The 24,787-nt window shown below is 63.9% G+C and carries 23 protein-coding genes and 2 pseudogenes; 21 read left to right on the top strand and 4 right to left on the bottom strand.

Going from position 1 to position 24,787, the window contains the following annotated elements:
- Positions 1–219: 219 nt before the first annotated feature.
- Together ACMGGN_RS03440 and ACMGGN_RS03435 are read left to right on the top strand one after the other, a co-directional pair.
- On the top strand, positions 220–1,689 hold the full coding sequence (locus ACMGGN_RS03440; protein ID WP_119687604.1) for a right-handed parallel beta-helix repeat-containing protein: 1,470 nt from the start codon (positions 220–222) through the stop codon (positions 1,687–1,689).
- A 111-nt stretch (positions 1,690–1,800) separates the two neighbouring features.
- Positions 1,801–2,181 (top strand): hypothetical protein, encoded by a 381-nt coding sequence (locus ACMGGN_RS03435; protein ID WP_012315687.1) that lies wholly within the window; start codon positions 1,801–1,803, stop codon positions 2,179–2,181.
- 2 nt (positions 2,182–2,183) lie between these two features.
- Here ACMGGN_RS03435 and ACMGGN_RS03430 read toward each other — a convergent pair whose 3' ends face one another.
- Positions 2,184–3,020, bottom strand: a complete 837-nt coding sequence (locus tag ACMGGN_RS03430) for a S1 RNA-binding domain-containing protein (protein WP_012315688.1) — start codon at positions 3,018–3,020, stop codon at positions 2,184–2,186.
- Between the two features lie 132 nt (positions 3,021–3,152).
- Between ACMGGN_RS03430 and ACMGGN_RS03425 the strand changes: the two genes are divergently transcribed.
- On the top strand, positions 3,153–4,013 hold the full coding sequence (locus ACMGGN_RS03425) for a DUF6279 family lipoprotein (RefSeq protein ID WP_115274118.1): 861 nt from the start codon (positions 3,153–3,155) through the stop codon (positions 4,011–4,013).
- A 33-nt stretch (positions 4,014–4,046) separates the two neighbouring features.
- Here ACMGGN_RS03425 and aceK read toward each other — a convergent pair whose 3' ends face one another.
- Complete coding sequence (gene aceK / locus ACMGGN_RS03420; protein ID WP_414156463.1) at positions 4,047–5,756, bottom strand: bifunctional isocitrate dehydrogenase kinase/phosphatase; 1,710 nt, start codon at positions 5,754–5,756, stop codon at positions 4,047–4,049.
- A gap of 149 nt (positions 5,757–5,905) precedes the next feature.
- On the opposite strand from aceK, the gene ACMGGN_RS03415 reads away from it, so the two are divergent.
- The 18 genes and pseudogenes from ACMGGN_RS03415 (at position 5,906) to ACMGGN_RS03330 (ending at position 22,427) form a co-directional block, all read left to right on the top strand.
- Positions 5,906–6,790, top strand: a complete 885-nt coding sequence (locus ACMGGN_RS03415) for a DMT family transporter (protein WP_046788086.1) — start codon at positions 5,906–5,908, stop codon at positions 6,788–6,790.
- Positions 6,791–7,115: 325 nt separating this feature from the next.
- A complete protein-coding gene (locus tag ACMGGN_RS03410) occupies positions 7,116–7,952 on the top strand; it encodes an ABC transporter ATP-binding protein (protein WP_237860781.1) in 837 nt (278 codons plus the stop codon).
- A gap of 55 nt (positions 7,953–8,007) precedes the next feature.
- Entirely contained in the window at positions 8,008–8,985 is a 978-nt protein-coding gene (locus tag ACMGGN_RS03405) for an ABC transporter substrate-binding protein (RefSeq protein ID WP_281869129.1), read from the top strand.
- A gap of 29 nt (positions 8,986–9,014) precedes the next feature.
- Positions 9,015–9,791, top strand: a complete 777-nt coding sequence (locus tag ACMGGN_RS03400; protein WP_115274114.1) for an ABC transporter permease — start codon at positions 9,015–9,017, stop codon at positions 9,789–9,791.
- Positions 9,791–10,555, top strand: coding sequence for an SDR family oxidoreductase (locus tag ACMGGN_RS03395; RefSeq protein WP_371316844.1), 765 nt, complete (start codon positions 9,791–9,793; stop codon positions 10,553–10,555). Before ACMGGN_RS03400 ends, ACMGGN_RS03395 begins: the two co-directional genes overlap by 1 nt.
- Positions 10,556–10,570: 15 nt before the next feature.
- Positions 10,571–11,110 carry a cupin domain-containing protein gene (locus ACMGGN_RS03390; RefSeq protein WP_174142406.1) on the top strand — a complete coding sequence of 180 codons (540 nt, stop codon included), beginning with the start codon at positions 10,571–10,573 and terminating at the stop codon, positions 11,108–11,110.
- A gap of 4 nt (positions 11,111–11,114) precedes the next feature.
- A complete protein-coding gene (locus tag ACMGGN_RS03385; protein ID WP_174142404.1) occupies positions 11,115–11,972 on the top strand; it encodes an alpha/beta fold hydrolase in 858 nt (285 codons plus the stop codon).
- 5 nt (positions 11,973–11,977) lie between these two features.
- Positions 11,978–12,796 (top strand): IclR family transcriptional regulator, encoded by an 819-nt coding sequence (locus tag ACMGGN_RS03380; RefSeq protein WP_115275499.1) that lies wholly within the window; start codon positions 11,978–11,980, stop codon positions 12,794–12,796.
- A gap of 1 nt (position 12,797) precedes the next feature.
- Positions 12,798–13,595: an SDR family oxidoreductase gene (locus ACMGGN_RS03375; RefSeq protein ID WP_115274110.1), complete on the top strand. Its 798-nt coding sequence runs from the start codon at positions 12,798–12,800 to the stop codon at positions 13,593–13,595.
- On the top strand, positions 13,588–15,270 hold the full coding sequence (locus ACMGGN_RS03370) for a thiamine pyrophosphate-binding protein (protein WP_115274109.1): 1,683 nt from the start codon (positions 13,588–13,590) through the stop codon (positions 15,268–15,270). The genes ACMGGN_RS03375 and ACMGGN_RS03370 overlap by 8 nt, the downstream gene beginning before the upstream one ends.
- Positions 15,271–15,280: 10 nt before the next feature.
- Positions 15,281–16,084 (top strand): aspartate dehydrogenase, encoded by an 804-nt coding sequence (locus ACMGGN_RS03365; RefSeq protein ID WP_115274108.1) that lies wholly within the window; start codon positions 15,281–15,283, stop codon positions 16,082–16,084.
- A 10-nt stretch (positions 16,085–16,094) separates the two neighbouring features.
- Positions 16,095–17,324 (top strand): annotated as a pseudogene (locus tag ACMGGN_RS03360) (aldehyde dehydrogenase family protein); the annotation flags it as partial.
- A pseudogene (locus ACMGGN_RS03355) lies at positions 17,310–17,915 on the top strand (VOC family protein); the annotation flags it as partial. The pseudogenes ACMGGN_RS03360 and ACMGGN_RS03355, both read left to right, overlap by 15 nt.
- Positions 17,916–17,925: 10 nt before the next feature.
- On the top strand, positions 17,926–18,153 hold the full coding sequence (locus ACMGGN_RS03350; protein ID WP_161872257.1) for a recombinase-like helix-turn-helix domain-containing protein: 228 nt from the start codon (positions 17,926–17,928) through the stop codon (positions 18,151–18,153).
- Between the two features lie 19 nt (positions 18,154–18,172).
- Positions 18,173–19,207, top strand: a complete 1,035-nt coding sequence (locus ACMGGN_RS03345) for an aromatic ring-hydroxylating oxygenase subunit alpha (RefSeq protein ID WP_237860754.1) — start codon at positions 18,173–18,175, stop codon at positions 19,205–19,207.
- 8 nt (positions 19,208–19,215) lie between these two features.
- Entirely contained in the window at positions 19,216–20,175 is a 960-nt protein-coding gene (locus tag ACMGGN_RS03340; protein WP_414156462.1) for a PDR/VanB family oxidoreductase, read from the top strand.
- A gap of 389 nt (positions 20,176–20,564) precedes the next feature.
- The gene (locus ACMGGN_RS03335) at positions 20,565–21,794 is read left to right on the top strand and encodes a hypothetical protein (protein ID WP_115274102.1); all 1,230 of its coding nucleotides are present in this window, start codon (positions 20,565–20,567) and stop codon (positions 21,792–21,794) included.
- A gap of 162 nt (positions 21,795–21,956) precedes the next feature.
- Positions 21,957–22,427, top strand: a complete 471-nt coding sequence (locus tag ACMGGN_RS03330; protein WP_414156461.1) for a DUF4265 domain-containing protein — start codon at positions 21,957–21,959, stop codon at positions 22,425–22,427.
- 4 nt (positions 22,428–22,431) lie between these two features.
- Here ACMGGN_RS03330 and ACMGGN_RS03325 read toward each other — a convergent pair whose 3' ends face one another.
- Positions 22,432–23,313 (bottom strand): DMT family transporter, encoded by an 882-nt coding sequence (locus ACMGGN_RS03325; protein WP_115274100.1) that lies wholly within the window; start codon positions 23,311–23,313, stop codon positions 22,432–22,434.
- 382 nt (positions 23,314–23,695) lie between these two features.
- A complete protein-coding gene (locus tag ACMGGN_RS03320) occupies positions 23,696–24,631 on the bottom strand; it encodes an aspartyl/asparaginyl beta-hydroxylase domain-containing protein (RefSeq protein WP_039601193.1) in 936 nt (311 codons plus the stop codon).
- Positions 24,632–24,787 lie beyond the last annotated feature (156 nt).

Below are 24,787 nucleotides of genomic sequence, written 5' to 3'. Positions count from 1 at the left end.
CGTGATCCGTGTCGACAAAAGGTGGACCCAGCGGCCAGTTCAGGAGTTTCAAACATTTTTGCAATCTCAAGCCGAGCGGTAAATCTGCGGGCGAATACCGCACTGAATCGGCTACCTACGTCTGCGCAATGCCGGCCTGCTGCCCTAGAATCGCGGGCAAACGGCAGCCCTATAGAGGTTGCATGCTTATAAAAACAACAGCTTACGGAACCTGCACCCATGCGTTTGATGCCCCTGCTGGCAGCCTTGCTGCCGCTGCTGCCCCTGCCCGCGATCGCTGGCGCACCGGCCACCGAAACACTGCGGGTCGACCGCTACACCGACGACAGCCAGCCAGGCACCCTGCGCTGGGCGATCGAAACCAGCAACCAAAAGCCCGGCCACTACCGCATCGACATCGACGCGGTCGGCAAAGCCCCGTTTGTCATCCGGCCGACCCGCGCCCTGCCTGAAATCAAAGGCCCGGTGCAGATCACCGGCCTGCCTTGGGCGCGCGACGGCCAATACGTCGCCATTGACGGCGCCGGCTATATCAAGGACCAGGGAGTACACACCTGCCCCGGCGCCCTGCCCGGCCAGTTCGGCACCAACGTGCGCACCACGACCAACCCCGGGCTGGTGCTGCGCGACACCCAGGGCGTGCACCTCAGTGGCCTGGAAGTGCGCAACTTCTGCATCGGCATCCTGGTCAACCGCGCCAGCCACAACGTCATCGAAGACAACCGCATCGTCGCCAACAAGGGCGGTGCCGGTATCATGCTGACCGGCGATGACGGTGCCGGTAACCCCACGGCCACCACCACGGTCAACAACAAGGTGCTGCGCAACCAGCTGATCGACAATGGCGATGGCCTGGAGCTGACCCGCGGCGCGGCGTTCAACCTGGTGGCCGACAACCTGTTCCGTTCGACTGCAGCCAACCCGGAGCCGTCCCAGGGCATCGAGATTCTGCTGGGCAACGACAACAGCGTGGTACGCAACCGCTTCGAGAACTACTCCGACGGCCTGCAGATCAACTGGGGCAAGCGCAACTACCTGGGCGCCAATACCTTCAGCGGCAACTCGATCGGCGTCAGCGTCACCGGCCAAGGCAATATCCTCGACGGCAACCTGATCCACGGCAACCGCATCGGCGTGGCGCTGCGCCCGGAGCCGGAAGTCACCACCACGCGCCTGACCGGTAACCGGATCTGGGGCAACAGCCTGGATATCCGCCGCTGCGAAGCTGGCGGCTCTTGCGTACCGGATCAGCGCACGGGCGCCATCGTTTTTGGCGTGCCAGCCCAGGCCCATGCACTGTACGTAGGCTCTCGCGGGGTCGGTGCCGACCTGCCGAAAAAGGACCAGGCCGTGATCTGCGATGCCAAGGGCCAGCCCAAGCCCTGCCAGCCGCTGCCCAACCATAACCAGCAGGCACCACGGCTGTTGGCCCTGAACGACAATGTGCTGCGCGGCGAAGTGCAGGGGCCGGCATCGAGCCTGCTGCGGGTCGAGGTGTTTGGCAATGCCCAGGCACAAGGCACGGAGGCTGAGCAATACCTGGGGGAAGTACTGGTGAACAGCGATGCCAAGGGGCAGGCGCAGTTTGCCCAGCGGCTGGAGAATGCCGATGGGCTGCGCAGCTTTACCGCCACCGTGACCACGGCCGATGGCGCGACCTCCGAGTTGAGCCAGCCACTTCGCCGCTAGGGTAGCTGGCCCCATCGCCGGCACGCCGACGAAGGGGCCATCAAACCTTGCTCCGCTACCCGCCACCCCTCACAATGCAGCCCTTCATAGCGTCACACCGCAGGAACCTGCATGAAACTCGACAAACCCGCCGCCATCGCCCGGCGCAACGAAGCATTGGCCAAGCCGGTGCTCACCAGTGCCAACACGCTGTTCGCCATCCTCGACCCCAAACGCAACCTGTGGTGGTTCGAAGTGCCGGTGGCGCTGCTGCGCAAGGGCCAGCCCGACTGGGTCAACCTGCTGCTGCACACCCCTGAAAGCGACGAACTGCAGCACCTGAAGGTCCCAACCAACTTCCTCAAGGCGCATCAGGAACAGATGGAAGTGCGCAATGCCGGCAAGCGCCGCTCAACCATCAGCCTGGCGCTGAGCGCCGACCGTGATTCGCTGCTGCGCGACACCCGCCCAGGCGGCGAGCAGCTCGACTTCAGCACATTCGTGCAGGCCTGACCTCAGGCCCGCTCGATGCGATCGTCATGGATGACGATCCGGCCCTGTTTGAACAACGCGCCGATGGCCTTCTTGAAGTTGCCCTTGCTGACGTTGAACATGCGGCTGATCACCTCTGGGTCGCTCTTGTCGCACACCGGCAACACGCCCCCTTCGGCCTCCAGGCGCTGCATGATCTGCTCATGCAAGCCGTCCGCCAGCGCCTGGCCAACCGGTTGCAGGCTCAACGCGATCTTGCCGTCATGGCGCACTTCCTTGATGAAACCCTTCTCATGCATGCCCGAACGCATGAACTTGAAGATTTCATTCTTGTGGATCAGGCCCCAATGACGGTTGTTGATGATGGCCTTGAAGCCCATCGGCGTTTCGCCCGCCACCAGCAGCTCGACCGGCTGACCGACCTGGTAATCGGCCGGGGTGCGGTCCAGATAGCGGTCCAGCCGTGAAGTGGCGGTGATGCGCCGGGTGCGCTTGTCGAGATAGACATGCACCACGCAGTAGTCGCCGATCTTCAGCGGCCGCGCCTCTTCCGAGTACGGCATCAGCAGGTCCTTGGACAGGCCCCAGTCGAGGAAGATGCCCGCACCGTTGATGTCCTTGACCTTGAGGCTGGCGAATTCGCCAACCTGCACCTTGGGCTTCTCGGTGGTGGCGATCAGCTGGTCTTCGCTGTCCAGATAGAGGAACACGTTGAGCCAGTCATCGACCTCGGTTTCGGCGTTCTTCGGGATGTAGCGCCCGGGCAGCAGGATCTCGCCGTCGGGGCCGCCGTCCAGGTAGAGGCCGAAGTCCACGTGTTTCACGATTTGCAAACTGTTGTAACGCCCAAGCAGAGCCATTTCCGATGTTCCTCAAGACAAGGCGGCTATTCTACACCTGAAGCCAGCGCGCCGCCCGACCGCTGATTCGGCGGAACCGTCGTGGAGTACTCGCGTCTACCGTGTGGCCAGCCATCTGCAAGGGATCAGCACATGTTTCTACGCCTGTCCAAAGCCCTGATCATCGCCACGGCATTTGCGCTGGCACTGGTGGCCTGCAGCCGTATAGACCTGGCCTACCGCAACCTCGACCGGCTGGTCCCGTGGTCGCTGGACGACTACCTGGCCATGAACCGTGACCAGAGGTCGTTGCTCGACGAACGGCTCAAGCAGCACCTGGCATGGCATTGCACGACCGAACTGCCCGGGTACCTCGACTGGCTCGACCGCGTACGCAGCATGGTCGCCGATGGGCAAGTGACCGACCAGGCGCTGCAACAGCGCATGAACGAAGCCCGGCAGGCGATCGGTCGCGTTGCAGAAGCCATCACCCCGTCGGCCGCCGAGCTGCTGCGCGGCATGAGCGATGCCCAGGTCGCGCAGCTGGGCGAAGCTTTGCGTGAAGACATCAGTGAACGGCAAGAGAAATACGTCGATACACCCCTATCCAAACAGGTCGCCCGCCGCGCCGAGCGCATGGAAAAACGCCTGACACCCTGGTTCGGCGAACTCACCGCAGCACAACGCCAGCGCGTGCAAACCTGGGCACAGGCGCTGGGCGACCAGAACCGCCAGTGGATCGCCAACCGTGCGCACTGGCAACAACAGCTGATGATGGCCATGAACCAGCGCAGCGACGAAAGCTTCGAACCGCGCCTGGCGCAATTGCTGCAGCGCAAGGAAAGCCTGTGGACTGCGCAATACCGCGCTGCCTTCGAGAACAGCGAGCAACAGACACGCAGCCTGTTGATCGACCTGCTGCAACAGAGCAGCCCGGCCCAGCGGCAGTATCTTCAGGGGCGGCTGGCCAAGGTGCGTACCGACTTCAGTGAGCTCAAGTGCCTTAAGGGATAGGCAGGTCAATCGGTGTCCGCCCAATAACCCGCCTCAGCGCCCTTTGCGCCGATACGGGAACACATCGATCACCTTGCCTTCGCGGATAGATGCCTGCAGCCCCTTCCAGTAATCCGCGTCATACAGCTCCCCATGCAACCTGCTGAATAAACGCCGCTGGCCCATATCGGCAAACAGAAACGGCGGGAACTCCTCCGGGAATACATCGTGCGGCCCGATCGAATACCACGGCTCCCCCGACATCTCGTCCTCCGGGTAGCGCGGCGGTGGGATATGGCGGAAATTCACCTCGGTCAGGTAGCTGATCTCGTCATAGTCGTAGAACACCACACGACCATGGCGGGTAACCCCGAAGTTCTTCAGCAGCATGTCGCCTGGAAAGATGTTCGCTGCGGCCAACTGCTTGATGGCCAGGCCATAATCCTCCAGCGCTTCGAGCACCTGGCCTTCGCTGGCCTGCTCCAGGTACAGATTGAGCGGGATCATGCGCCGTTCGGTCCAGCAATGGCGGACCAGCACCGTATCGCCTTCCACAGCCACGGTGGACGGCGCCACCTCCAGCAGCTCGGCCAGGCACTCAGGCTCGAACTTGCCTCGGGGGAAACGAAAGTCGGCGAACTCCTGGGTATCGGCCATGCGCCCAACCCGGTCGACACTCTTCACCAGGCGGTACTTGTCGATCACCGTGGCACGGTCGACCGTCTTGGACGGCGAAAAGCGGTCCTTGATGATCTTGAATACGGTATTGAAGCCCGGCAAGGTGAACACACTCATCACCATACCGCGCACACCGGGTGCCATGATGAAGCGGTCTTCGGTACTGGCCAAGTGGTTGATCAGCGCGCGATAGAACTCCGACTTGCCGTGCTTGTAGAAGCCGATCGAGGTGTACAACTCGGCAATGTGCTTGCCCGGCAGTATGCGCTTTAAGAAATTGACGAACTCCGCCGGTACTGGCACGTCGACCATGAAATACGAACGGGTGAAGGAGAAGATGATCGAGACCTCGGCCTCGTCGGTGATCAGCGCATCCGCCTCGATGCCATGGCCTTCGCGGTGCAGCAGCGGGATCACCAGGGGCCACTGTTCATCGCTGTTGTACAGCCGGCCCACCAGGTAGGCGCCCTTGTTGCGGTACAGCACCGGCACGAACAGTTCAACGGCCAGGGCCGGGTCCTTGCATACCCAGTCTGGCAGGCAGTCGCGCAGTTGCTCTTCAAGGCGCGACAGGTCGCCCTCAAGATCACCGTAGTCGAACGCATAGTCGCGCAAGATAGCCCGCAACACGCTCTTGAGGCTGCCATCGGGCATATAGGTGCGGGTCTGGGCAGCGCGCTCGTGGCTGCGTATCGACGGCCGGGTGGTGTGGATGAACATGCAGCCATCGCTGATCTGGTCATGGCTGAACAGGCTGCAGAACAAAGAGTTGTACCAGGTCTCCGACAACTCATCGTCCAGCCGCGGGTCGATCAGGCGTATATAGGCACTTTTCACCAAGGGCCACTGTTCGGCCTCCAGCAGCACTTCCTCATCGAACCCGTCACGCAGCCAGCCGTTGACCTCACCGACCTTCTGCTCATAGAGGTTGATCCGCGCCGCCGCTGCCCGCTGGATGTCCTGCCAGCGCGCCTGCTCGAAGCGCTCGCGGGCGCCCAGGGTGATGCGGCGAAAGTGTTCGCGGTAGTCGTCGAAGCCATCGAGGATCATCCGGGCGATTTCGCCGGCCGGCCAGTGCTGGGTCATGCAGGACACCTCGGTGCGGGGTGAGTTAGACAGCTTAGTCGCCTGTGCAACTTTGCGGAGCCTCTACCGGCTTACACCGCAAGAAAGGACAAGAACCGCCCGTGCGCCATCGCGTACACTCGCGCCCTGCCCTGTACCCGGAGACCACCGTGAGCCCCATCGCCCTGACCCGCCTGCTGACCCTTGCCGCCGTCTGGGGGGCGAGCTTTCTGTTCATGCGCATCATCGCCCCCGAGCTGGGCACCGTGCCTACCGCCTTCTTTCGCGTGTCCATCGCCTGCCTCGGCCTGATCGCCATACTCGCCGCAGCCCGCGTACGCTGGAACTTCGAGGGCAAACTCGGCGCTTGCCTGGTCCTGGGCATGATCAACTCAGGCATCCCCGCCACCTTCTATTCGGTGGCAGCCCAGGTACTGCCGGCGGGGTATTCGGCGATCTTCAACGCCACCACGCCACTGATGGGGGTGCTGATCGGCGCACTGTTCTTCCGCGAGGCCATGACCCTGCCCAAATTGTGCGGCATCTTCCTTGGCCTGTTCGGTGTCGGCATTCTCAGTGGCGCGGGCCCGGTGGCACTGGACATGGCACTGCTGCAAGGCGCCCTGGCCTGCCTGGCGGCAACCACCTGCTATGGCTTCGCAGGCTTTCTGGCGCGGCGCTGGATCAGCGGCCTGGACAGCCGCCTCTCGGCGCTGGGCAGCATGCTCGGCGCCACGCTGATGATGACGCCACTGTTCGCCTGGAGTGCGCTGACCCAGCCGCCTGCCAGCTGGGGCGGCTGGCAGGTGTGGCTGTCGCTGCTGGGCCTGGGCCTTGTGTGCACGGCCTTCGCCTACATCCTGTACTTCCGCCTGCTGGCCGAGATTGGCCCGGTCAAGGCCAGTACCGTGACCTTCTTGATTCCGGTCTTCGGTGTGCTGTGGGGCGCGTGGCTGCTGGACGAATCGCTGTCGATGGGCCACCTGTATGGCGGCCTGCTGATCGCTGCCGCGCTGTGGCTCGTGCTCAAGCCCGCGCGCCGCGCTCAGGCCTGATACAGCAACCCTGTAGGCGCCGGCTTGTCGGCGATCAATCCAACACCGTTTCACCAGTAAAACCACACACTTTGACGTTACCCCAAATGCCCGGCAACTACGCACGAAGCCAAATTCATGCGCGGTTGCTGGGCATTTTTGTGCCACATAGAAAACTACGTTTCATATATAAAACAAAGCAAAACAGGTCATAACTTCGCAAACACTTAATAACTAAGCACTTTCATATTTAATTCTGGAAATTACCCACCTGGCATTGTTCATGCACTAAACGGCGTATCACCTATAAAACAGACCAGAGACCGCGCCCATGGCTGTGAAAGAGATGTACGCAATCGCCCCGCAATGGCATGTACCGCAGCGCAACGAAGACCCGGCCCCCACGGAAATCGAATTCCGTAATGTCGGCAAGGCCTTCCCCGCCAAGGGCAAGACGGATGCCCCATTCGCCATCCGAGGCGTGAACTTCCAGATCCGTCGCGGCGAAGTGGTGTCGATCATCGGTCCTTCCGGTTGTGGCAAAAGCACCATCCTCAACATGGGCTCAGGCCTGTACCGGCCCACGGAAGGCGAAGTGCTGGTCGGCGGTGAAGCCGTCAACGGCCCCGTCCCCAAAGTTGCCTTCATGCTGCAGAAAGACCTGCTGATGCCATGGCGCAGCATCCGCCGCAACGTCGAACTGGGCCTGGAAATCCAGGGAATGCCTGCCAGCCAGCGCAAGGTCATCGCCGAGGATCTGCTCAAGCGCTGCCACCTGCAAGGCTTCGCCGACCACTACCCGTTCCAGCTGTCCGGCGGCATGCGCCAGCGCGCTGCGCTCGCCCGCACCCTGGCGATCGACCCGCAGGTGCTGTTTCTCGACGAACCGTTCTCGGCCCTTGATGCGCAGACCAAGATGATCCTGCAACAGGACCTGGCGCAGATGCTGTTCGAGGAAAAGAAGACCGCCTTGTTCATCACCCACGACTTGGTCGAGGCCATTGCGCTGTCCGACCGCCTGCTGGTGATGAGCGCCCGCCCTGGCACGATCATCGAAGAAATCGAGATCGACCTGCCCTATCGCAACAACCCGCTGGAACGCCGAAAGCTGCCGGAAATCGGCCCGCTGGCCGGCCGCCTGATGGATCTGCTGAAGGTCGGCGAAGACCTCGACCTGCACTGACCGACGCCCCACTCACCACTTGGGAGTTAGCATGTTCACCACACACCTCAAGCGCATGGCTCATACCGCCCTGGCAACCCTGGCCCTGAGCCTGGCAGCCCATGCCCAGGCCGAGCCCACCAAGGTCACCTACCTGCTGCCTGCTCCACCCAGCCTGCCAGCGTTCGCGCCCTGGATCATCGCCAAGGAAAAAGGCTACTACCAGGCCCAGGACCTGGACCTGACCTTCATCGCCGCCAAAGGCGGAGTCGACGTGGCCAAGCAGATCGGCGCGGGCAACGCCCTGGTTGGCGGCGCCATCGGTGACACGCCGATCATCGTGCGCCCCAACGGCATCCCGGTACGTGCAGTGGCGGTGCTCGGTGGCGGCGGGGTCACCATGATCGCTACCAACGCCAGCGAAAACATCCACTCGGTCAGCCAGCTCAAGGGCAAGACCCTGACAGTGATGTCCTACTCCGACACCACCTACTACGCCCTGCTCGCTTCGCTGCGCAAGGCTGGCCTGAGCAAGGACGATGTGGATATCCAGGCAGCCGGCCCCTCGGGCGTGTGGCAACTGTTCTCGGCCAGCAAGGCCCAGGCCATGGCCGGGGTGCCGGACTGGGTGGTCAACGCCGAAGACGCCGGGCTCAAGTACGCGCTGATCCCGCGCGAGCAGGTATTTGAAAGCATGGCCCAGGCGATCCTCGCTTCAGACGACGCCATCGAACATCACCCGCAGATCGTCCGCGGTGTGGTTCAGGCCACCCTTCGTGGCCTGCAGGACATCATCGATGACCCCAAGGCGGCCGCCGCCACCTTCGCCCGTGCAGTCCCGGCTTACGCCGGCAAAGAGGCCTCGCTGGAAAAGACCCTGCGCCTGTACGTGGAATACGTCTACGCCGGCCAGCCGGTACTCGGCCGCATCGACCCTGAGCGCCTGGACACCGTGCGCAAGTTCTACGTCAGCGAGGGCATCGTCAACCGCGAACCCACGCTCGACGAGCTCTACAGCAACCAGTTCATCGAAACCCGTACCGCGGCCCAGTGACGGCCCGGCAATGACAAGGTAAGCACCCGATGAGAAATATCAATCCTTCTGTGGCCGGCAGCATCGCCCTGCTGGTCTTGTTCCTGGCGCTCTGGCAATGGGGCCCGGGACTGGTCGGCATGCCCGAGTTCGTCATGCCGCAACTGAGCCGGGTGGCTCAGGAAAGCGTGCTGATGTGGCACTCCGGCGGCCTGCTGGAACATACCCTGATCACTGCCTTCGAAATCATCGTCGGCTTCGCCCTTGGTGCTCTGCTGGGGGTGGCCATCGGCGTCTCGCTGGGGCTGTCGCCCTCGGCCGAAGCGATGCTTTCGCCTTACATCCTGGCGCTGCAGATCGCACCCAAGGTGGCCTTCGCCCCGCTGTTCGTGATGTGGCTGGGCTACACCATCTACCCGAAGATCCTCATCGCCATCCTGATCGTGTTCTTCCCGGTGATGATCAACGTGCTCTCGGCCATCCGCACCGTCGACCCGGACATGATCAACCTGGTGCGCACCATGAATGCCAGCCGCTGGCAGATCTTCCGCCTGGTGGAGTTCCCTTCGGCCATGGCCGCGCTGTTTTCCGGCCTGCGCATCGCCTCGACCCTGGCCGTCATCGGCGTCACCGTCGGCGAGCTGGTGGGCGGTAACCAGGGCCTGGGTTTTCTGCTGGTGGATGCCGAAGGCCAGGGCAACACCGCGGGCGTGTTCGTCGCCATCGTCATGCTCACGCTGATCGGCGTGCTCGCCTACGGCGCCGTGGTGTGGGCCGAAAAGCGCGTCCTGCACTACCTCCCCAAAGCCATGCTGAGTAGCCAATGATGAGCAGCTTCCACAACCTTCTCCAGGGCCGCCGCGTGCTGGTCACCGGTGGTGCCCGCGGGCTGGGCTATGCCTTTGCCCAGGCCATTGCCCAGGCCGGCGCCCGGGTGGTCATAGCCGATGTGCTCGCCGGGCGCGTGCAGCAGGCTGCCTGTGAGCTGAGCGGTATGGGCCTGGATGTCAGCGGCGTCAGCCTGGACCTTGCCAGCCCCGAGTCCATCGAGGCCTGCATCGAGCGCACGGTCAAGCGCCTGGGCGGCCTGGACGGCCTGGTCAACAACGCCTCGATCACCAACTCCGGCGGCAAGAGCTGCGAGGAACTGGACATCGAGACCTGGGACCAGGTCATGCAGGTGAATGTGCGCGGCACCTGGCTGATGACCCGCGCCGCCCTACCCGCATTGCGCGAAAGCGGCCGTGGCGCGGTCATCAACCTGGCCTCCGACACCCCGCTGTGGGGGGCGCCGAACCTGCTGGCCTATGTCGCCAGCAAAGGCGCGGTGATCGCCATGACCCGCAGCCTGGCCCGCGAGCTGGGCAACGCCAACATCACCGTCAACGCCATCGCCCCCGGCCTGGTGCTGGTCGAAGCCACCGCCTATGTGCCCGAGGCCCGCCACCGGCTGTACACCGAACAACGGGCCATCCAGCGCCCGCAACTGCCCGACGACGTCAGTGGCGCGGTGCTGTTCGCCCTGTCCGACCTGTCGCGCTTCATCACTGGACAAACCCTGCCGGTCAACGGCGGGTTCGTCATGCCCTGAGCAAAGGAGACCTCCATGACTGACCTCTCTGTGCAACACGACGCCCCGAAATCCTGGGACCGCCCCGCCGACGCCGACCTGGCCAGCTGGATGCAGACGCGCATCGCGCGCTACCAGACGCGCCGCTACGACTGGGATGCGCTGAAGTTCCAGGCCGACTACGACCCCAAGTTCCGCCGCGCGCAGATGCGCTACGTGGGCACCGGCGGCACGGGGGTTGGCAGTGACATGAACACCATCGCGTCCGAGCACTTCACCTTTTCCACCATGGTCATCCCGGCCGGCCACGAAGGCCCGCCGCACCTGCACACCGACGTCGAGGAAGTGTTCTTCGTGCTGCGCGGCAAGCTCAAGGTGGTCATCGAAAAAGACGGCGAGCGCTTCGAAACCATCCTCACCGACCGCGACCTGATCTCGGTGCCGCCAGGGGTGTACCGCGAAGAGATCAATGTGGGTGACGAGGACGCACTGATGTGCGTGATGCTCGGTGCCAAGAAGCCGGTGACCCCGACCTACCCACCAGCGCACCCGCTGGCATCGATCAAGCGCGGGTAAGCCGATGATGCCGATCACCCTCATCGCCCCCTTGTTAAGCCAGCTCGACCAGCGCTTTGCCGAACGCCTGCTACGCCTTGACCAAGGGCTGCAGGCGGTACGTGAGGCCGGTAGCGGCGAGGCCATCGTGCTGCTGCATGGCATCGGCTCGGGCGCGGCCAGCTGGTTGCAAGTGGCCTTGGGCTTGAGCGAGCGGGCACGGGTGATCGCCTGGGATGCCCCCGGCTACGGCCAGTCCGCGCCACTGCCGAGGCCTGTGCCGGGCGCCCGCGACTATGCCGGGCGCTTGCTGCAGACACTCGACGCATTGGGCATCGAGCGCTGTGTGCTGGTGGGCCATTCCCTGGGGGCGCTGACTGCCGCCGCGTTCGCCCAGGCCCACCCGCAGCGGGTCAACCGCCTGGTACTGCTCAGCCCGGCACGCGGTTACGGGGCGCAACCCGAGCAAGGTCTTGCCGTGCGCAGCAAACGCCTGCACAGCCTGGCCCACATGGGCATCGGGCAAATGGCCCGCGAGCGCAGTGCACATTTGCTGTCGCCAGACGCCGGTGCCCAGGCGCTGGCCTGGGTGCAGTGGAACATGGCGCGGCTACAGCCGCACGGCTACCGCCAAGCCATCGAGCTGCTGTGCGGCGACCACCTGTTGCGCCACGCGCCGCAGGCAGTGCCCTGCGAAGTGCACTGCGGCAGCGCCGACGGCATCACCCGCGCGGACGACTGCCAGGCCTTGGCCGATGCTCTGGGCGCCCCTTTCAAACTGATACCCGGCGCTGGCCATGCCTGCGCCATCGAACGACCTGACACGGTGACGGGCCTGCTGGCCCGCGCCCTGGACGCCTCTCTCACAGGTAGCGCGCTATGAACGAAATGGATCCGTTGAAGGAAAACCAGGACAAGTACATTGTCCCGGGCCTGGAACGCGGCCTGCTGCTGCTGTGCGAATTCAGCCGGCAGAACCGTACCCTGACCGCCCCCGAACTGGCCCGGCGCCTGTCACTGCCCCGCTCGACCATCTTCCGCCTGCTGACCACCCTGGAAACCATGGGCTTCGTCACCCGCAGCGGCAACGAATACCGCCTGGGCATGTCGGTACTGCGCCTGGGCTTCGAATACCTGGCCTCGCTGGAGCTGACCGAACTGGGCCAGCCACTGCTGGCACGGCTGTGCGATCGCCTGAACTACCCGAGCAACCTGGTGGTACGCGACGGTCGCTCGATCGTCTACGTGGCCAAGGTTTCACCACCCTCGGTGTTCTCCAGCGCAGTTACCGTCGGCACGCGCCTGCCGGCCCACGCCACGGTGCTGGGGCGCATCCTGCTGGCCGACCTGAGCCTGAGCGAGTTGCGCGAGCTGTATCCCGAAGAGCATCTGGAGCAGTTTTCGCCGTGCACGCCCAAGACCGTGCTGGAGCTGTTCGACCTGGTCCAGGCCGATCGCCTGCGCGGCTATGTCAGCGGCGAAGGCTTCTTCGAGTCGACCATCTCCACGGTGGCTGCACCCGTGCGTGATGACAGCGGCCAAGTAGTCGCAGCGCTCGGCCTGACCATCCCGACCGTGCAGATCGGCCACGTCAATTTCGACAACCTGCTGGGCCAGGTGCGGGGCAGTGCCGATGAGTTGTCGCGCTTGCTCAACTACACGCCCAACACCGGTCACGGCCGCGTCACCGCGCTGATGAGGGACTGAGATGAACCCCTACCAACTTCAAGACAGCACGGTGATCGTCACCGGCGGCTCGTCCGGCATCGGCTACGCCTGTGTCGAACTGCTGCTCGAAGCCGGCGCCCGCGTAGCCTTCTGCGGGCGCGACGAAGACCGCCTGCGCAGTGCCGAAACCCGGCTGCGCGAACGCTTCCCAGAGGCGGGCCTGCTGGCCCAGGTGTGCGACGTGCTCGACGCCGAGTCCGTGCGGGCCTTTGCCGCCGCCAGCCTGGCCGCACTGGGCCCGGCCCAGGCGCTGGTCAACAATGCGGGCCAGGGCCGCGTGTCGACGTTTGCCGACACCACCGACCAGGCCTGGAACGAAGAACTGCAGCTCAAATTCTTCTCGGTCATCCACCCGGTACGCGCGTTCATGGCACAACTGCAGGGCCAGCCTAACGCCTCGATCGTGTGCGTCAACTCGCTGCTGGCCAGCCAGCCCGAACCGCATATGGTCGCCACCTCGGCCGCCCGTGCCGGGCTGAAGAACCTGGTGCGCTCAATGGCCTTCGAATTCGCCGAACACGGCATCCGGGTCAACGGCATCCTCATCGGCCTGGTCGAGTCGGGGCAATGGCGCCGCCGCTTCGAGGCCCGCGAAGAGCGCGAGCTGGACTGGTCGCAATGGACCGCACAGCTGGCGCAACGCAAACACATTCCCTTGGGCCGCCTTGGCCTGCCGAAGGAAGCGGCGCAGGCGATCCTGTTCCTGGCTTCGCCTCTGTCGGCCTACACCACTGGCAGTCATATCGATGTATCCGGAGGCCTGTCCCGCCATGCGTAACGAAAACACTGTCACCGTCGGTGCCGTCATCACCGCGTTCCTCGAGCAATGCGACGTCAGGGCGGCGTTCGGCGTGATCTCGATCCACAACATGCCGATCCTCGATGCCTTCGCTGTGCGCGGCAACATCCGCTTCGTCATGGCCCGCGGTGAAGCCGGGGCCACCAACATGGCCGATGCCTATGCCCGCAGCATCGGTGGCCTGGGCGTATGCCTGACCTCCACCGGTACTGCCGCCGGCAACGCCGCCGGGGCCATGGTCGAAGCGCTGACCGCCGGCACCCCCCTGCTGCACATCACCGGGCAGATCGAAACCCCGTACCTGGACCAGGAGCTGGCCTACATTCACGAGGCACGCGACCAGCTGACCATGCTCAAGGCCGTGTCCAAGGCAGCGTTTCGCGTGCGCAGCGTCGAAACCGCGCTGAGCACCTTGAAGCTGGCCGTGCAGACCGCCCTCACCGCCCCCACCGGCCCGGTCAGCGTGGAGATCCCGATCGATATCCAGTCGGCCTTCATCGCCATGCCGACCGACCTGTCGCCACTGCCTATCCCGGTCGCCGCACCGGCCGCCGAAGCCCTCGACCTGGTTGCCGAACGCCTGGCCAGCGCCACCCGCCCACTGCTATGGCTGGGCGGCGGCGCCCGGCATGCCGGCGCGCAGGTCAAGCGCCTGCTGGACATGGGCGTCGGGGTGATCACCTCGACCCAAGGCCGCGGCGTGGTCAACGAAGACGATGAGCGCTGCCTGGGGGCCTTCTCGCAGAACAAGCTGGTCGAAGGCTTCATGCAGACCTGCGATGCGCTGGTGGTGGCCGGTTCCCGCCTGCGCAGCAACGAGACCTTCAAGTACGCCCTGAAGCTGCCGCGCACTACCCTGCGCATCGACGTCAACCCGGCCATCGAAGGCCGCAGTTACCCCAGCGACCTGTTCATCTGTGGCGATGCGGCACTGGCCCTGGAGGGCCTGGCCGACCGCCTGCAGGGCCGCCTGAACATCGACCCGAACTTTCTGCCCGAACTCAAGAATGTGCGCGAGCAGGCACGCAAACAGCTGGTCGCCGACCTGGGCCCGTATGCGTCGCTGGTCGAGCAGTTGCAAACGCAGACCGGGCGCAACTTCACCTGGGTGCGCGACGTGACGCTGTCCAACAGCATCTGGGGCAACCGCCTGCTCAACCTCTATCACCCCCTGTCCGGCGTGCACGCACTCGGCGGTGGCATCGGCCAGGGCCTGGCGATGGGCATCGGCGCTGCCGTGGCAGCGGCGCAGACAGCGCCGGAGCGCAAAGTGTTCGCCCTGGCAGGCGATGGTGGCTTCATTCTCAACCTGGGTGAGCTGGCGACCCTGGTGCAGGAGAACGCCAACGTGGTCATCCTGCTGATGAACGACCAGCGCTATGGCGTTATCCGCAACATCCAGGACGCCATCTACGGCGCCCGCCACGCTTACGTCGAACTGCACACGCCGAACTACAGCAAGCTGGCCGAATCGCTCGGCCTGCGCCATGGCCTGGTCAGCGATCTGAAACACTTCGGCGAGGTGCTCGAAGGCGCCCTGGGCGCGCAAGGCCCGTTCCTGCTGGAAGTGGACATGCTCAGCGTTGGCGGCTTCGCTACCCAGTTCGCCGGCCCGCCCAACAGCGAAACCAAGGCGCAGAAGGCCACGGCCTGAGGACCACGCCATGTTGCATATCACCATGATCGGCTGCGGTGCCATTGGCGTCGGCGTGCTCGAGCTGCTGGAGAAAGACCCGCTGCTGTGCGTCGATGCGGTGATTGCCTCGGCCGGCTCTGAAGCGCTGGTACGTCAGCGCCTGGCGAGCTTGCGCCGGCCGCCGCAGGTACTCACCGCCCTGCCGGCCGACGCGCGCCCCGACCTGCTGGTCGAATGCGCCGGCCACAAGGCAATCGAAGAGCACGTGCTGCCAGCGCTGGAGCGCGGGGTTGCCTGCCTGATCGTCTCGGTTGGTGCGCTGTCCGAGCCTGGCCTGGTCGAGCGCCTGGAAGCGGCAGCGGCACACGGCAACACGCGTATCGAACTGCTGCCCGGCGCCATTGGCGGCATCGACGCACTGTCAGCAGCCAAGGTCGGCGGCCTCGACGCGGTCAGCTACACCGGCCGCAAACCGGCGCGCGCCTGGCAAAGCACCCCCGCCGAGCAGGTGTGTACGCTGGACGCCCTTACAGAAGCGACCGTGATCTTCGACGGCAGCGCCCGTGAGGCAGCGCGGCTGTACCCGAAAAACGCCAACGTCGCGGCCACGCTGTCACTGGCCGGGCTGGGCCTTGACCGCACCCGCGTGACCCTGATCGCTGACCCGCTCAGCGAAGAAAACGTGCACCAGGTCGAGGCCCGCGGCGCCTTCGGCCGCTTCGAAATGAGCCTGCGCGGCAAACCGCTGCCGGCCAACCCGAAGACCTCGGCACTGACCGTCTACAGCGTGGTTCGCGCCCTTGGCAACCACGCCCATGCCATTTCCATCTAGGGGACTGCCAATGACTCTGGAACAGACCTTACCGCTGTGCATCGCCGGCACTTGGCGCCTGGGCGGCGGCGAGCGTTACGCCTCGTGCTACCCGGCGACCGGTGAGCCGGTCGCCTGGCTCAATGCGGCCAGCCTTGAAGATGTCGAAGCCGCCGTGCAGGGGGCCCATCAGGCCTTCCTGCACAGCGGCTGGGCCCAGCGCAAACCGCACGAACGTGCCGCTGTGCTGTACCGCATCGCCGGGCTGATCCGCGAGCGCGCTGAAGAGCTGGCGCAACTGCAACGCCAGGACAACGGCAAGCCGATCAACGAAACCCGCGCCCTGGTCGCCAGCGCGGCAGGGACTTTCCAGTTTTTCGCCGCTGCCTGCGAAACGCTGGAGGAAACCATCACCCCGTCGCGCGGCGATTTCGTCAGCATGAGCGTGTACGAGCCGATGGGTGTGGTCGCGGCGATCACGCCATGGAACTCGCCCATCGCCAGCGAGGCGCAGAAGCTAGCCCCGGCCCTGGCCGGTGGCAATGCGGTGGTGATCAAACCGGCGGAAATCACCCCGCTGCTGGCCCTGCAACTGGCCCGCATCTGTGAGGACGCCGGGCTGCCCAAAGGCCTGGTCAGCGTGCTGCCAGGCAAGGGTTCACTGCTGGGTGACGCCTTGACCCGCCACCCGCTGGTCAAACGTGTGTCGTTCACCGGCGGCACCCGTACCGGCAAACACATCGCCCATATCGCCGCCGACAAGATGATGCCGGTGTCGCTGGAGCTGGGCGGCAAGTCGCCGACCATCGTCCTTGACGACGCCGACCTCGACCACGCCGTGGCCGGTGTGCTGTACGGCATCTTCAGCTCCTCGGGTGAGGCATGCATCGCCGGCTCCCGGCTGTTCGTCGCCCGTGCCCTGTACGAGCCGTTCATGGCCCGGCTGACCGCTGCCGCCGCGCAACTGCGCCTGGGTGACCCGGCCGACGAGCGCACGCAGATGGGCCCGCTGATCAGTGCTGGCCACCGCGCGTCGGTGGAGCGCTACGTGGCCCTGGGCCTGGCCGAAGGTGGCCGCCTGCGCCTGGGCGGTGAGCGCCCGAGCGGCGGCCTGTACGAGCAGGGTTACTTTTACCCGCCGACCATCCTCGAAGGGCTGGGCAACCACCAGCAGGTTTGTCAGGAAGAGATCTTTGGCCCGGTGCTGGTGGCCCTACCGTTCGACAACGAAGAAGACCTGCTGGCCCAGGTCGAGTGCAGCGGCCACAACACCTGGCAGACCAAGGGCCGGATCAACAAGCCGGCGCCGATCTACGACCGTGCCACGCCCATCGAAGTGGGCCACGTGGTGTTCTTCGTCAAGGACGTGAACGCCTGCGAGGCCTTCTACCACGAACGTTTCGGCTTCCAGGCATCGGACCGTTACCCCAACCGCGGCGCCTTCCTGCGCACCGCCGAGGAAGGCGGCCACCACGACCTGTTCATGCTCCAGCTGCCGGCCCCGCGCGCCGGCCTCAACCACGTGGCGTTCACCGTACGTGACCTGCACGAGGTGTTCGGCGGCGGCATGCATATCTCCCGCTGCGGCTGGGCCACCGAAATCGGCCCGGGCCGCCACCCGGTGTCATCGGCGTTCTTCTGGTACTTCAAGAACCCGGCCGGCGCGCTGGTCGAGTACTACGCCGACGAGGACCAACTGACCGCCGAATGGCAGCCACGCGCGTTCGAACCCGGCCCGACCGTATTCGCCGAATGGGCGATTGCCGGCGGCATCGATGGCAACACCCGGCGCCAGCAGCACGCAGAAGCACCCCAAGGCAAATTCCTCACCGACAAGCCCAAGCACAACTGAGGTCGATCCCATGAACACACCCGAGGTTTACCTGCAGCCGCACCAGGCACGCAAACGCCCCAACACACCGTTCGAGGACCTGCTCGGCGATTCCATCGAACGCGCCTACGGCAACGGCGTGAGCGAATTGGGGGAATTGCTCGCCCACCTCAACCTGGCCGGCCCGCCCTGCCCGCTGACCAGCGGAGCGTGGACTGAAGACGCCTTTGTAACCCTGATGGCACGGCTGGGCGAATGACCCTGCGGAGAAGAACAAGATGAACATGCATGTAACCGTCGACCCTGTTGAACAACACCTGGCCAATGGCCTGAGAGACCTCTGGTTCCCGGTTCTGCCGTCGGAACTGTTGAGCGACAAACCGGTTTCCATCCGTCGCCTGGGCTACAAGATCGCCCTGTGGCGCGACAACGATGGCAGCGTGCACGCGCTTGAGGACCACTGCCCGCACCGCGGCGCGCCGCTGTCCCAAGGGCCGGTGCTGGGTGACCGCCTGCAGTGCCCGTACCACGGCGTTGAAGTACGCTGCGACGGCACTGTCACCAAAGTGCCCGGCAGCCCTGGCTGCAAGCTCGAAGGCAGCCGCCCGACGCGGATGTTCCATACCCGCGAGGCTGCGGGGGCGATCTTTCTGTTCAACGCCACCGACCCGCACCTGGACACACCACCGGAGCTGGTACTGCCCGAGCAGCTGACCTCGCCCCAGTGGAGCAGCTTCCTTTGCTACACCGAATGGAAAGGCGACTACCGCTACGTGCTCGACAACGTCATGGACCCGATGCACGGCACCTACCTGCACAAGATGTCGCATTCCATGAGCGAGGGCGAAGCCACCGCCAGGTTCGTCACCCGCGATACCGAACAAGGCTTCTTCTTCGAGAAAGAAGGCCAGCGCGGGGTCAACTTCGACTGGACCGAATTCCTCGACAACGGCTGCCACTGGCTGCGCCTGGAGATTCCCTACCCCAAGACCGGTGGCCCGGGCGGCAACTTCACCATCATCGGCAGCTACACGCCCAGCAGCCGAGCGTTGTCGGCCGTGTTCCACTGGCGCGCCCGGCCGCTGACCGGCTGGCAACGCGACACCTGGCGCTTCCTCTACAAGAACCGCCTGGAGGCGCGCCACTGGGCGGTACTGGAGCAGGACCGGGTGCTGCTGGAATTCATGGAGTTCGACGCCAACCAACGTGAAAACCTCTACCAGCACGACCTGGGCGTGGTGCGCCTGCGCCGCTACCTCAAGGGCAAGGCCAAGGAACAGCTGGCCCTGATCGAAACCAAGCAACTGGCCTGAGGTGACCGATGTCCAACTCCTCCACCATCAGTGCACGGGTGCACACCCTGCGCCATGAAGCCGAAGGCATCATCAGCGTCGAGCTGCGCCCCTGGGGTGACACTGTGTTCGCGCCCTTCGACGCCGGTTCGCACATCGACCTGCACCTGCCTAATGGCCTGGTGCGCAGCTATTCGCTGCTGAACGCGCCAAGCGACCAGGGCCGTTATGTGGTCGGCATCCTGCGTGACCGAGCCAGCCGCGGGGGGTCGCGCTATGTGCACGAGCAACTGCGCGTGGGCACGCAACTGCAGATCTCCCAGCCACGCAACAACTTTGCCCTCGACACCCGCGCCAGCCACAGCGTACTGGTGGCGGGCGGCATCGGCATTACGCCGATCTACTGCATGTTCCGCCAGTTGCTGACGCTGGGGCGCTCGGCCGAGCTGATCTACTGTGCACGCTCGCGTGCCGAAGCCGCACTGCTGGAGGAGATCAGCGGGCTTGGGGCAAAGGTGGTCTACCACTTCAACGACGAGAAAGGCGGCCTGCCGGACCTGGCCGGCTACCTGGCCGGGCGGCCTGCGGACACGCACTTCTACTGCTGCGGGCCGACGCCGATGCTCGATGCCTTCGAGCAGACCTGCGAACGCCTGGGTTACCCCCATGCGCATATCGAGCGGTTTACCGCAGCCGAAGTGGCGGCATCGGACGATGCCCAGGCCAGCTACAGCGTCGAGCTGAGCCGGTCAGGCAGGACGGTCAGCCTCGAACCCGGGTTGAACCTGCTGGATGTGCTGCTCGAAGCCGGCTGCGATATCGAGTACAGCTGCCGTGAGGGTGTGTGTGGCTCTTGCGAGACCCGAGTGCTGGAGGGGGATGTGGACCACCGCGACGGGGTACTGACCAAGGCTGAGCGGGCGGCGAACAAATCGATGATGGTCTGCGTGTCCGGGTGCAAAAGCCGGCGGTTGGTGCTTGATCTGTGAATTGAATATTCGCTCACGCGTAAATTTGACCGGCCCTCATGGGCCGGTTTTTTTTGACCTGGTTTTGTACTGTTCATTCCTGCCTTATCGCCCACTTGCCAGCGATAAGGCATGTACTGATACAACCCAAGACAAAGTAGTGCATCGACGCACAATGCCTGGGCATAACAGTAACCAAACTTTCAACCTGTTCCAGATACGGTACAAACCAAGCCGTTTCAAATATAAATAATTGTTTTAAATCAGTTTTTATTTAACAAAAGAACCTGGCACAAAACCTGCTCCATTTCCTTTGTCAAACAACATCTCACCCATAAAACAAAAAACCCGCAGTACGGGCGACGCTCCCCCTTTGCCTGCGGAAACCTCCCAACCTTGCAGGGCATGGCATGAAAAGATATGTGATAAGCCTCGGTCTGATTCTCGGCAGTTGCGCAAGTTTCGCTTCCGAACCCGGCCCCGCCGCCCCCGACCAGCCACCCACCGCGAAAAAGCCCTTCCCGCATATTGCCTGGCGCAGCGACGACGGCCAGAGCAGCCTGGATATCGGCGGCGCCCTGCGCGTCAATTACCGCGACGAACACTGGGACACCACCGAAAACAACGGCCGCTTCCTCTTCGATACCTTCCGCCTCGACGTGCAGGCCAGCCATCGCCAGCTGTTCAGCGATGTCGGCTATTGGTTCCAGGACGACGGCAAGCGCTCGATCGACCGTGGCTACATTGGCTACCGCTTCAGCCCCCAAGCCAACCTGCAAGCCGGGGCGCCGTTCAAACCGTTCGGCCTGGAGCCGTATCCACAGTTTGGCTGGAGCTATCACATACCGTTCTTCATGGGCTACGGCGTCAGCGCAGGCAAAGGCCTCAAATACAGCTACAAGGATGCGCAGTGGGACCTGCAATTGGGTTACTTCCCGCGCATGCTGCCTTCAAGCCTGCGCTACTCACCGGAAGTCGGGCGTTATGCCGACCTCGACGACAACGCCGTGCCGTTTACCCAATCGCGCCAAGACAACGAGAAACACAACCAGGTCAACGCCCGTGTCGCCCGTACCTTCAGCGGCGATGGCTGGAAGACCGAGCTGGGTGCCTCGCTGGCGGCTGCCGAGCTGTACAACGCCACCACCCATGACGACGGCGATTACTGGGCAGGCGGAGTCCACGCGCTGCTCAACAGAGGCCCCTGGACGGTGACGGGCCAGGCGATCCGCTATGAGTACGATCCGAAGAACCCGGCGGGCGTCAGCAACGACGCAGTGCTGATGGGCGGCAACGGCCTGACCCCTGCATACCTGATCGCCTCCAAGGCCACCATCGCAGCGGTCAACGTCGGCTATGACGTGCTGACCCCGAAGCTTGGGCAACTGAAAAAGATCAAGCTCTATACCGACTACAGCCGGATGATGAAAGATGAACATGGCTGGGACGATTCGCAGATGTTCACCGTTGGCGCGCAGTTCCTGGCCATGCCGATCATGGCCTGGGTCGACCTGACCTGGGCGCGCAATGCCAACCCGTTTGGTGGGGCGGAAAATGGCACAGGCTGGACCAGCACCAGCTCGGTGGGCAGCAATGACTGGTATTACCGGACCAATATAAACATTGGGTATTACTTCTAGCAGCCTGGGTGGCCTGCACCGGCCCTATCGCCGGCAAGCCGGCTCCTACAGGAGCTGCGCAGCGCACTACCGATGGGAGCCGGCTTGCCGGCGATAGGGCCAGTACAGACAACAACGCCAAAGGGCATTACGATAAGCAGCCCTCACGACACGTAACGCCCCATGCCCCCCGAGCAAACCCCAGCCTACAAGATCGTGCTCTGGCGCCTGGAGCAGGATGCCCAAGGCTGCCCACCCGCATCGGTCGAAGGCCTCTGGGCAAAACGTACCGCGGCTGGCTACCAGGTCGACAGCATCCCCTTCTATGCCTACGGCATCGCACCTGGCGACACCATCAGCATCAGCGAAGAGGGCGAGCAATCCTGGTTCGAAGACTTGCTGCACAGTGGCGGCGCTTCGGTATTTCGCGTTCTTGTGAAGGCAGGCGGTGATCTGGAGCAGGTTCGTGCGGCACTCGAAGATTTCGGCTGCCCCAGCGAAGTCGAAAAAGCGGTCAGGATGCTGGCCGTCGAAGTCCCGCCTTCGCGCTCACTCGACACCCTGCTCTACTACCTGCTGACGCAGCGCGAAGCCGGCACCCTGGACTTCGAGGAAGGCGTGCTGCGCCACGCCATCCCCGAAGAGTTTCGCTGACGGCCTATGCTTGGGCCATGCGACTGGCAGGCTTGCTGAACACGAACAGCAAACCGACCACAATCAGCCCCATTCCCAGCAGGCTGAGCGGTGCCAGGCGATTACCGAAGATCAGGAAGTCCATCACCGCAGTCACCGCCGGCACCAGGTAGAACAGGCTGGTGACGTTGACCAGATTACCTTTGGCGATCAGGCGGTACAGCAGCATGGTCGCCAGCAGCGAAACCACCAGCCCCATCCACAGCAGCGCACCAATGAAACTGCCGCTCCACGCGACGTGCAGTGGCTGCAGCGGCGCGAACACAGCGCACATGGCAAACCCCGCCAGATACTGCAGGCCCAGCGTGCCCATGGGGTTGTCGGTGATGCGTTTTTGCAGGATCGAGCCAAAGGTCATGCTGCCCAGCGCCAGCAAGGCAAACAGCATCCCGGCCAGCGACACTCCGCCGAGGTTGATACCCTGATAGACCACCATCACCAGCCCGCCGAGCCCCAGGCCCAGACCGAACAGCCGGCGCCAGGAGCGCTGGCGCTCCATCAGCACCACAGTGAGGATCGGTTGTACTCCCATCACCGTGGCCATCACGCCGGGGGTCACGTGGGTATTGAGCGCCAGCAGGTAGAAGATCTGGTAGGCACCGAGCAACACGCAGCCGGTGCCAAGGGCTCGCAACATCGCCCCACGTGTGCGCGGCCAGCGCAGGCCCAGCAACGGGCCGATCAGCAGCAACCCGGCGAGTGCCAGCGCTGAGCGCAGCAGCAGGAAAGCAAACGGGCTGGCATGGGCCAGGCCAAGTTTGGAGACGATGGCGCCACTGCTCCACAGCAGGACGAACAGGCTGGTAGTGGCCGCCGAGGCCACGGATGCTTTGGAAAAGACAGACATGCATGCACCTGTATTCGGGCAGATAAGCCGAACGGTGGGCGTGAACTTCAGTTAGGGAAGCCGCCGACCGTGTTCAGTAGGTTGCGCGTGTGACGGGATGCGGCCAAAGGCCGGTCAGCCCGGCACAACCACGCAGCGAGGCGGAGCTACGCCGCCTACAACGCCACTGACAGGTGGTGGGTAATGACTGATCATGGCCGGCTGCTGACTGCCACGCACGGCCCCGCCCGCGACTGGCGCGATGGCAAAGCTTGCGGTGGACAGGATGGCAGGCATGAGCAGGTCTTCGGGGAGGTGAATACCCTGGAATATAGCGGTGAATCAGGGCCAGGACAATAGCTGGCTTCTTTGATGCCTGCAGGGCCCTGCAGGCACCGAAACTTCAGAACAACCAGCGATACAGCAGGTACGCCACAACCACCGCCAGTACCGGCCGCAGGATGCGGTAGGCCTTGGGGTTGGCACGCTTGAACTGCTTCACGCGGGTGCTGATCCTGTTGCTGAAGCGCTTGCTCCACGCATAAGCCTGGTTGATCCCGCCCACGCGCTCGTCATCGGTGTTCTGCGGTGCAGTGGCGCGGCCCAGGAAGGCGCTGACCTTGCGGTTGATGCGGGCCATCAGCGGGTTGCTGAGCGGGCGCTCGATGTCACAGAACAGGATCACTCGGGTGACGTCGGTTTCGTTCTTGACCCAGTGCACATAGGTTTCGTCGAACATCACGTCCTCGCCATCACGCCAGGCGTAGGCCTGGCCGTCGACGTAAATGCGGCAGTCGTCGGAGTTCGGCGTAGACAACCCCAAGTGATAGCGCAGCGAGCCGGCGAAGGGGTCGCGGTGCGGGTTGAGGTGGCTGCCGCCGGGCAGCAGGGCGAACATCGCGCCTTTGACGTTGGGGATGGCGCTGACCAGCTCTACGGTCTTCGGGCACAACGCCTCGGCCGACGGCAGCGGTTTGTCGTACCACTTCAGGTAGAAACGCTTCCAGCCCTTCTTGAAGAACGACCCGAAGCCTGCGTCGTTGTCTTTCTCGGCGGCGCGGATGTAACCCTCGTCGAACAGGCGCATGGCCTCCTCACGGATCTGCTGCCAGTTGTCCTTGAGCACGTCCAGCTCAGGGAAACGCTGGCGGTCCAGGTACGGCTTGGACGGCACCCCGGAGAAAAAGTACATCAGGCTGTTATAGGGTGCGAACAGCGCAGAATGGTTGACGAACTGGCGCAGGACTGGCAATCGCGCCTTGCCGCGCAGGTGGACGAACAGCACGCTGCCAAAAAAAACCAGCAGGACACCTGCCTTGGCGACGAAGGAAAAGGTCATGCAACACTCCTTGGAAAGGGAGCAGGCCAGCGCTGCCTGCCCCCATCAAAAATCATCCTGCCATCATAAACCCATCACGCCCAGGTAAAAACAACCCGGGCGGGAACTCACTCATGAAGATTTTGCAATAAACCCGAGCGCAGGGGCAGCTTGGCG

The organism is Pseudomonas sp. BNK-30 (genome assembly GCF_047456185.1).
Taxonomy (GTDB): Bacteria; Pseudomonadota; Gammaproteobacteria; order Pseudomonadales; family Pseudomonadaceae; genus Aquipseudomonas; species Aquipseudomonas putida_E.
Note: the sequence above shows the minus strand (reverse complement) of the source record. Positions and strands in the feature narration are given on the sequence as shown.

Coding starts and splice junctions, on each gene's coding strand:
- ACMGGN_RS03375 (WP_115274110.1), top strand. CDS start 12,798: ATGAACCCCTACCAACTTCAAGACAGCACGGTGATCGTCACCGGCGGC.
- ACMGGN_RS03370 (WP_115274109.1), top strand. CDS start 13,588: ATGCGTAACGAAAACACTGTCACCGTCGGTGCCGTCATCACCGCGTTC.
- ACMGGN_RS03430 (WP_012315688.1), bottom strand. CDS start 3,020: ATGGCTCTGCTTGGGCGTTACAACAGTTTGCAAATCGTGAAACACGTG.
- ACMGGN_RS03425 (WP_115274118.1), top strand. CDS start 3,153: ATGTTTCTACGCCTGTCCAAAGCCCTGATCATCGCCACGGCATTTGCG.
- ACMGGN_RS03365 (WP_115274108.1), top strand. CDS start 15,281: ATGTTGCATATCACCATGATCGGCTGCGGTGCCATTGGCGTCGGCGTG.
- ACMGGN_RS03410 (WP_237860781.1), top strand. CDS start 7,116: ATGTACGCAATCGCCCCGCAATGGCATGTACCGCAGCGCAACGAAGAC.
- ACMGGN_RS03340 (WP_414156462.1), top strand. CDS start 19,216: ATGTCCAACTCCTCCACCATCAGTGCACGGGTGCACACCCTGCGCCAT.
- ACMGGN_RS03385 (WP_174142404.1), top strand. CDS start 11,115: ATGATGCCGATCACCCTCATCGCCCCCTTGTTAAGCCAGCTCGACCAG.
- ACMGGN_RS03395 (WP_371316844.1), top strand. CDS start 9,791: ATGAGCAGCTTCCACAACCTTCTCCAGGGCCGCCGCGTGCTGGTCACC.
- ACMGGN_RS03325 (WP_115274100.1), bottom strand. CDS start 23,313: ATGTCTGTCTTTTCCAAAGCATCCGTGGCCTCGGCGGCCACTACCAGC.
- ACMGGN_RS03350 (WP_161872257.1), top strand. CDS start 17,926: ATGAACACACCCGAGGTTTACCTGCAGCCGCACCAGGCACGCAAACGC.
- ACMGGN_RS03440 (WP_119687604.1), top strand. CDS start 220: ATGCGTTTGATGCCCCTGCTGGCAGCCTTGCTGCCGCTGCTGCCCCTG.
- ACMGGN_RS03390 (WP_174142406.1), top strand. CDS start 10,571: ATGACTGACCTCTCTGTGCAACACGACGCCCCGAAATCCTGGGACCGC.
- ACMGGN_RS03400 (WP_115274114.1), top strand. CDS start 9,015: ATGAGAAATATCAATCCTTCTGTGGCCGGCAGCATCGCCCTGCTGGTC.
- ACMGGN_RS03405 (WP_281869129.1), top strand. CDS start 8,008: ATGGCTCATACCGCCCTGGCAACCCTGGCCCTGAGCCTGGCAGCCCAT.
- aceK (WP_414156463.1), bottom strand. CDS start 5,756: ATGACCCAGCACTGGCCGGCCGGCGAAATCGCCCGGATGATCCTCGAT.
- ACMGGN_RS03335 (WP_115274102.1), top strand. CDS start 20,565: ATGAAAAGATATGTGATAAGCCTCGGTCTGATTCTCGGCAGTTGCGCA.
- ACMGGN_RS03435 (WP_012315687.1), top strand. CDS start 1,801: ATGAAACTCGACAAACCCGCCGCCATCGCCCGGCGCAACGAAGCATTG.
- ACMGGN_RS03330 (WP_414156461.1), top strand. CDS start 21,957: ATGCCCCCCGAGCAAACCCCAGCCTACAAGATCGTGCTCTGGCGCCTG.
- ACMGGN_RS03320 (WP_039601193.1), bottom strand. CDS start 24,631: ATGACCTTTTCCTTCGTCGCCAAGGCAGGTGTCCTGCTGGTTTTTTTT.
- ACMGGN_RS03345 (WP_237860754.1), top strand. CDS start 18,173: ATGAACATGCATGTAACCGTCGACCCTGTTGAACAACACCTGGCCAAT.
- ACMGGN_RS03380 (WP_115275499.1), top strand. CDS start 11,978: ATGGATCCGTTGAAGGAAAACCAGGACAAGTACATTGTCCCGGGCCTG.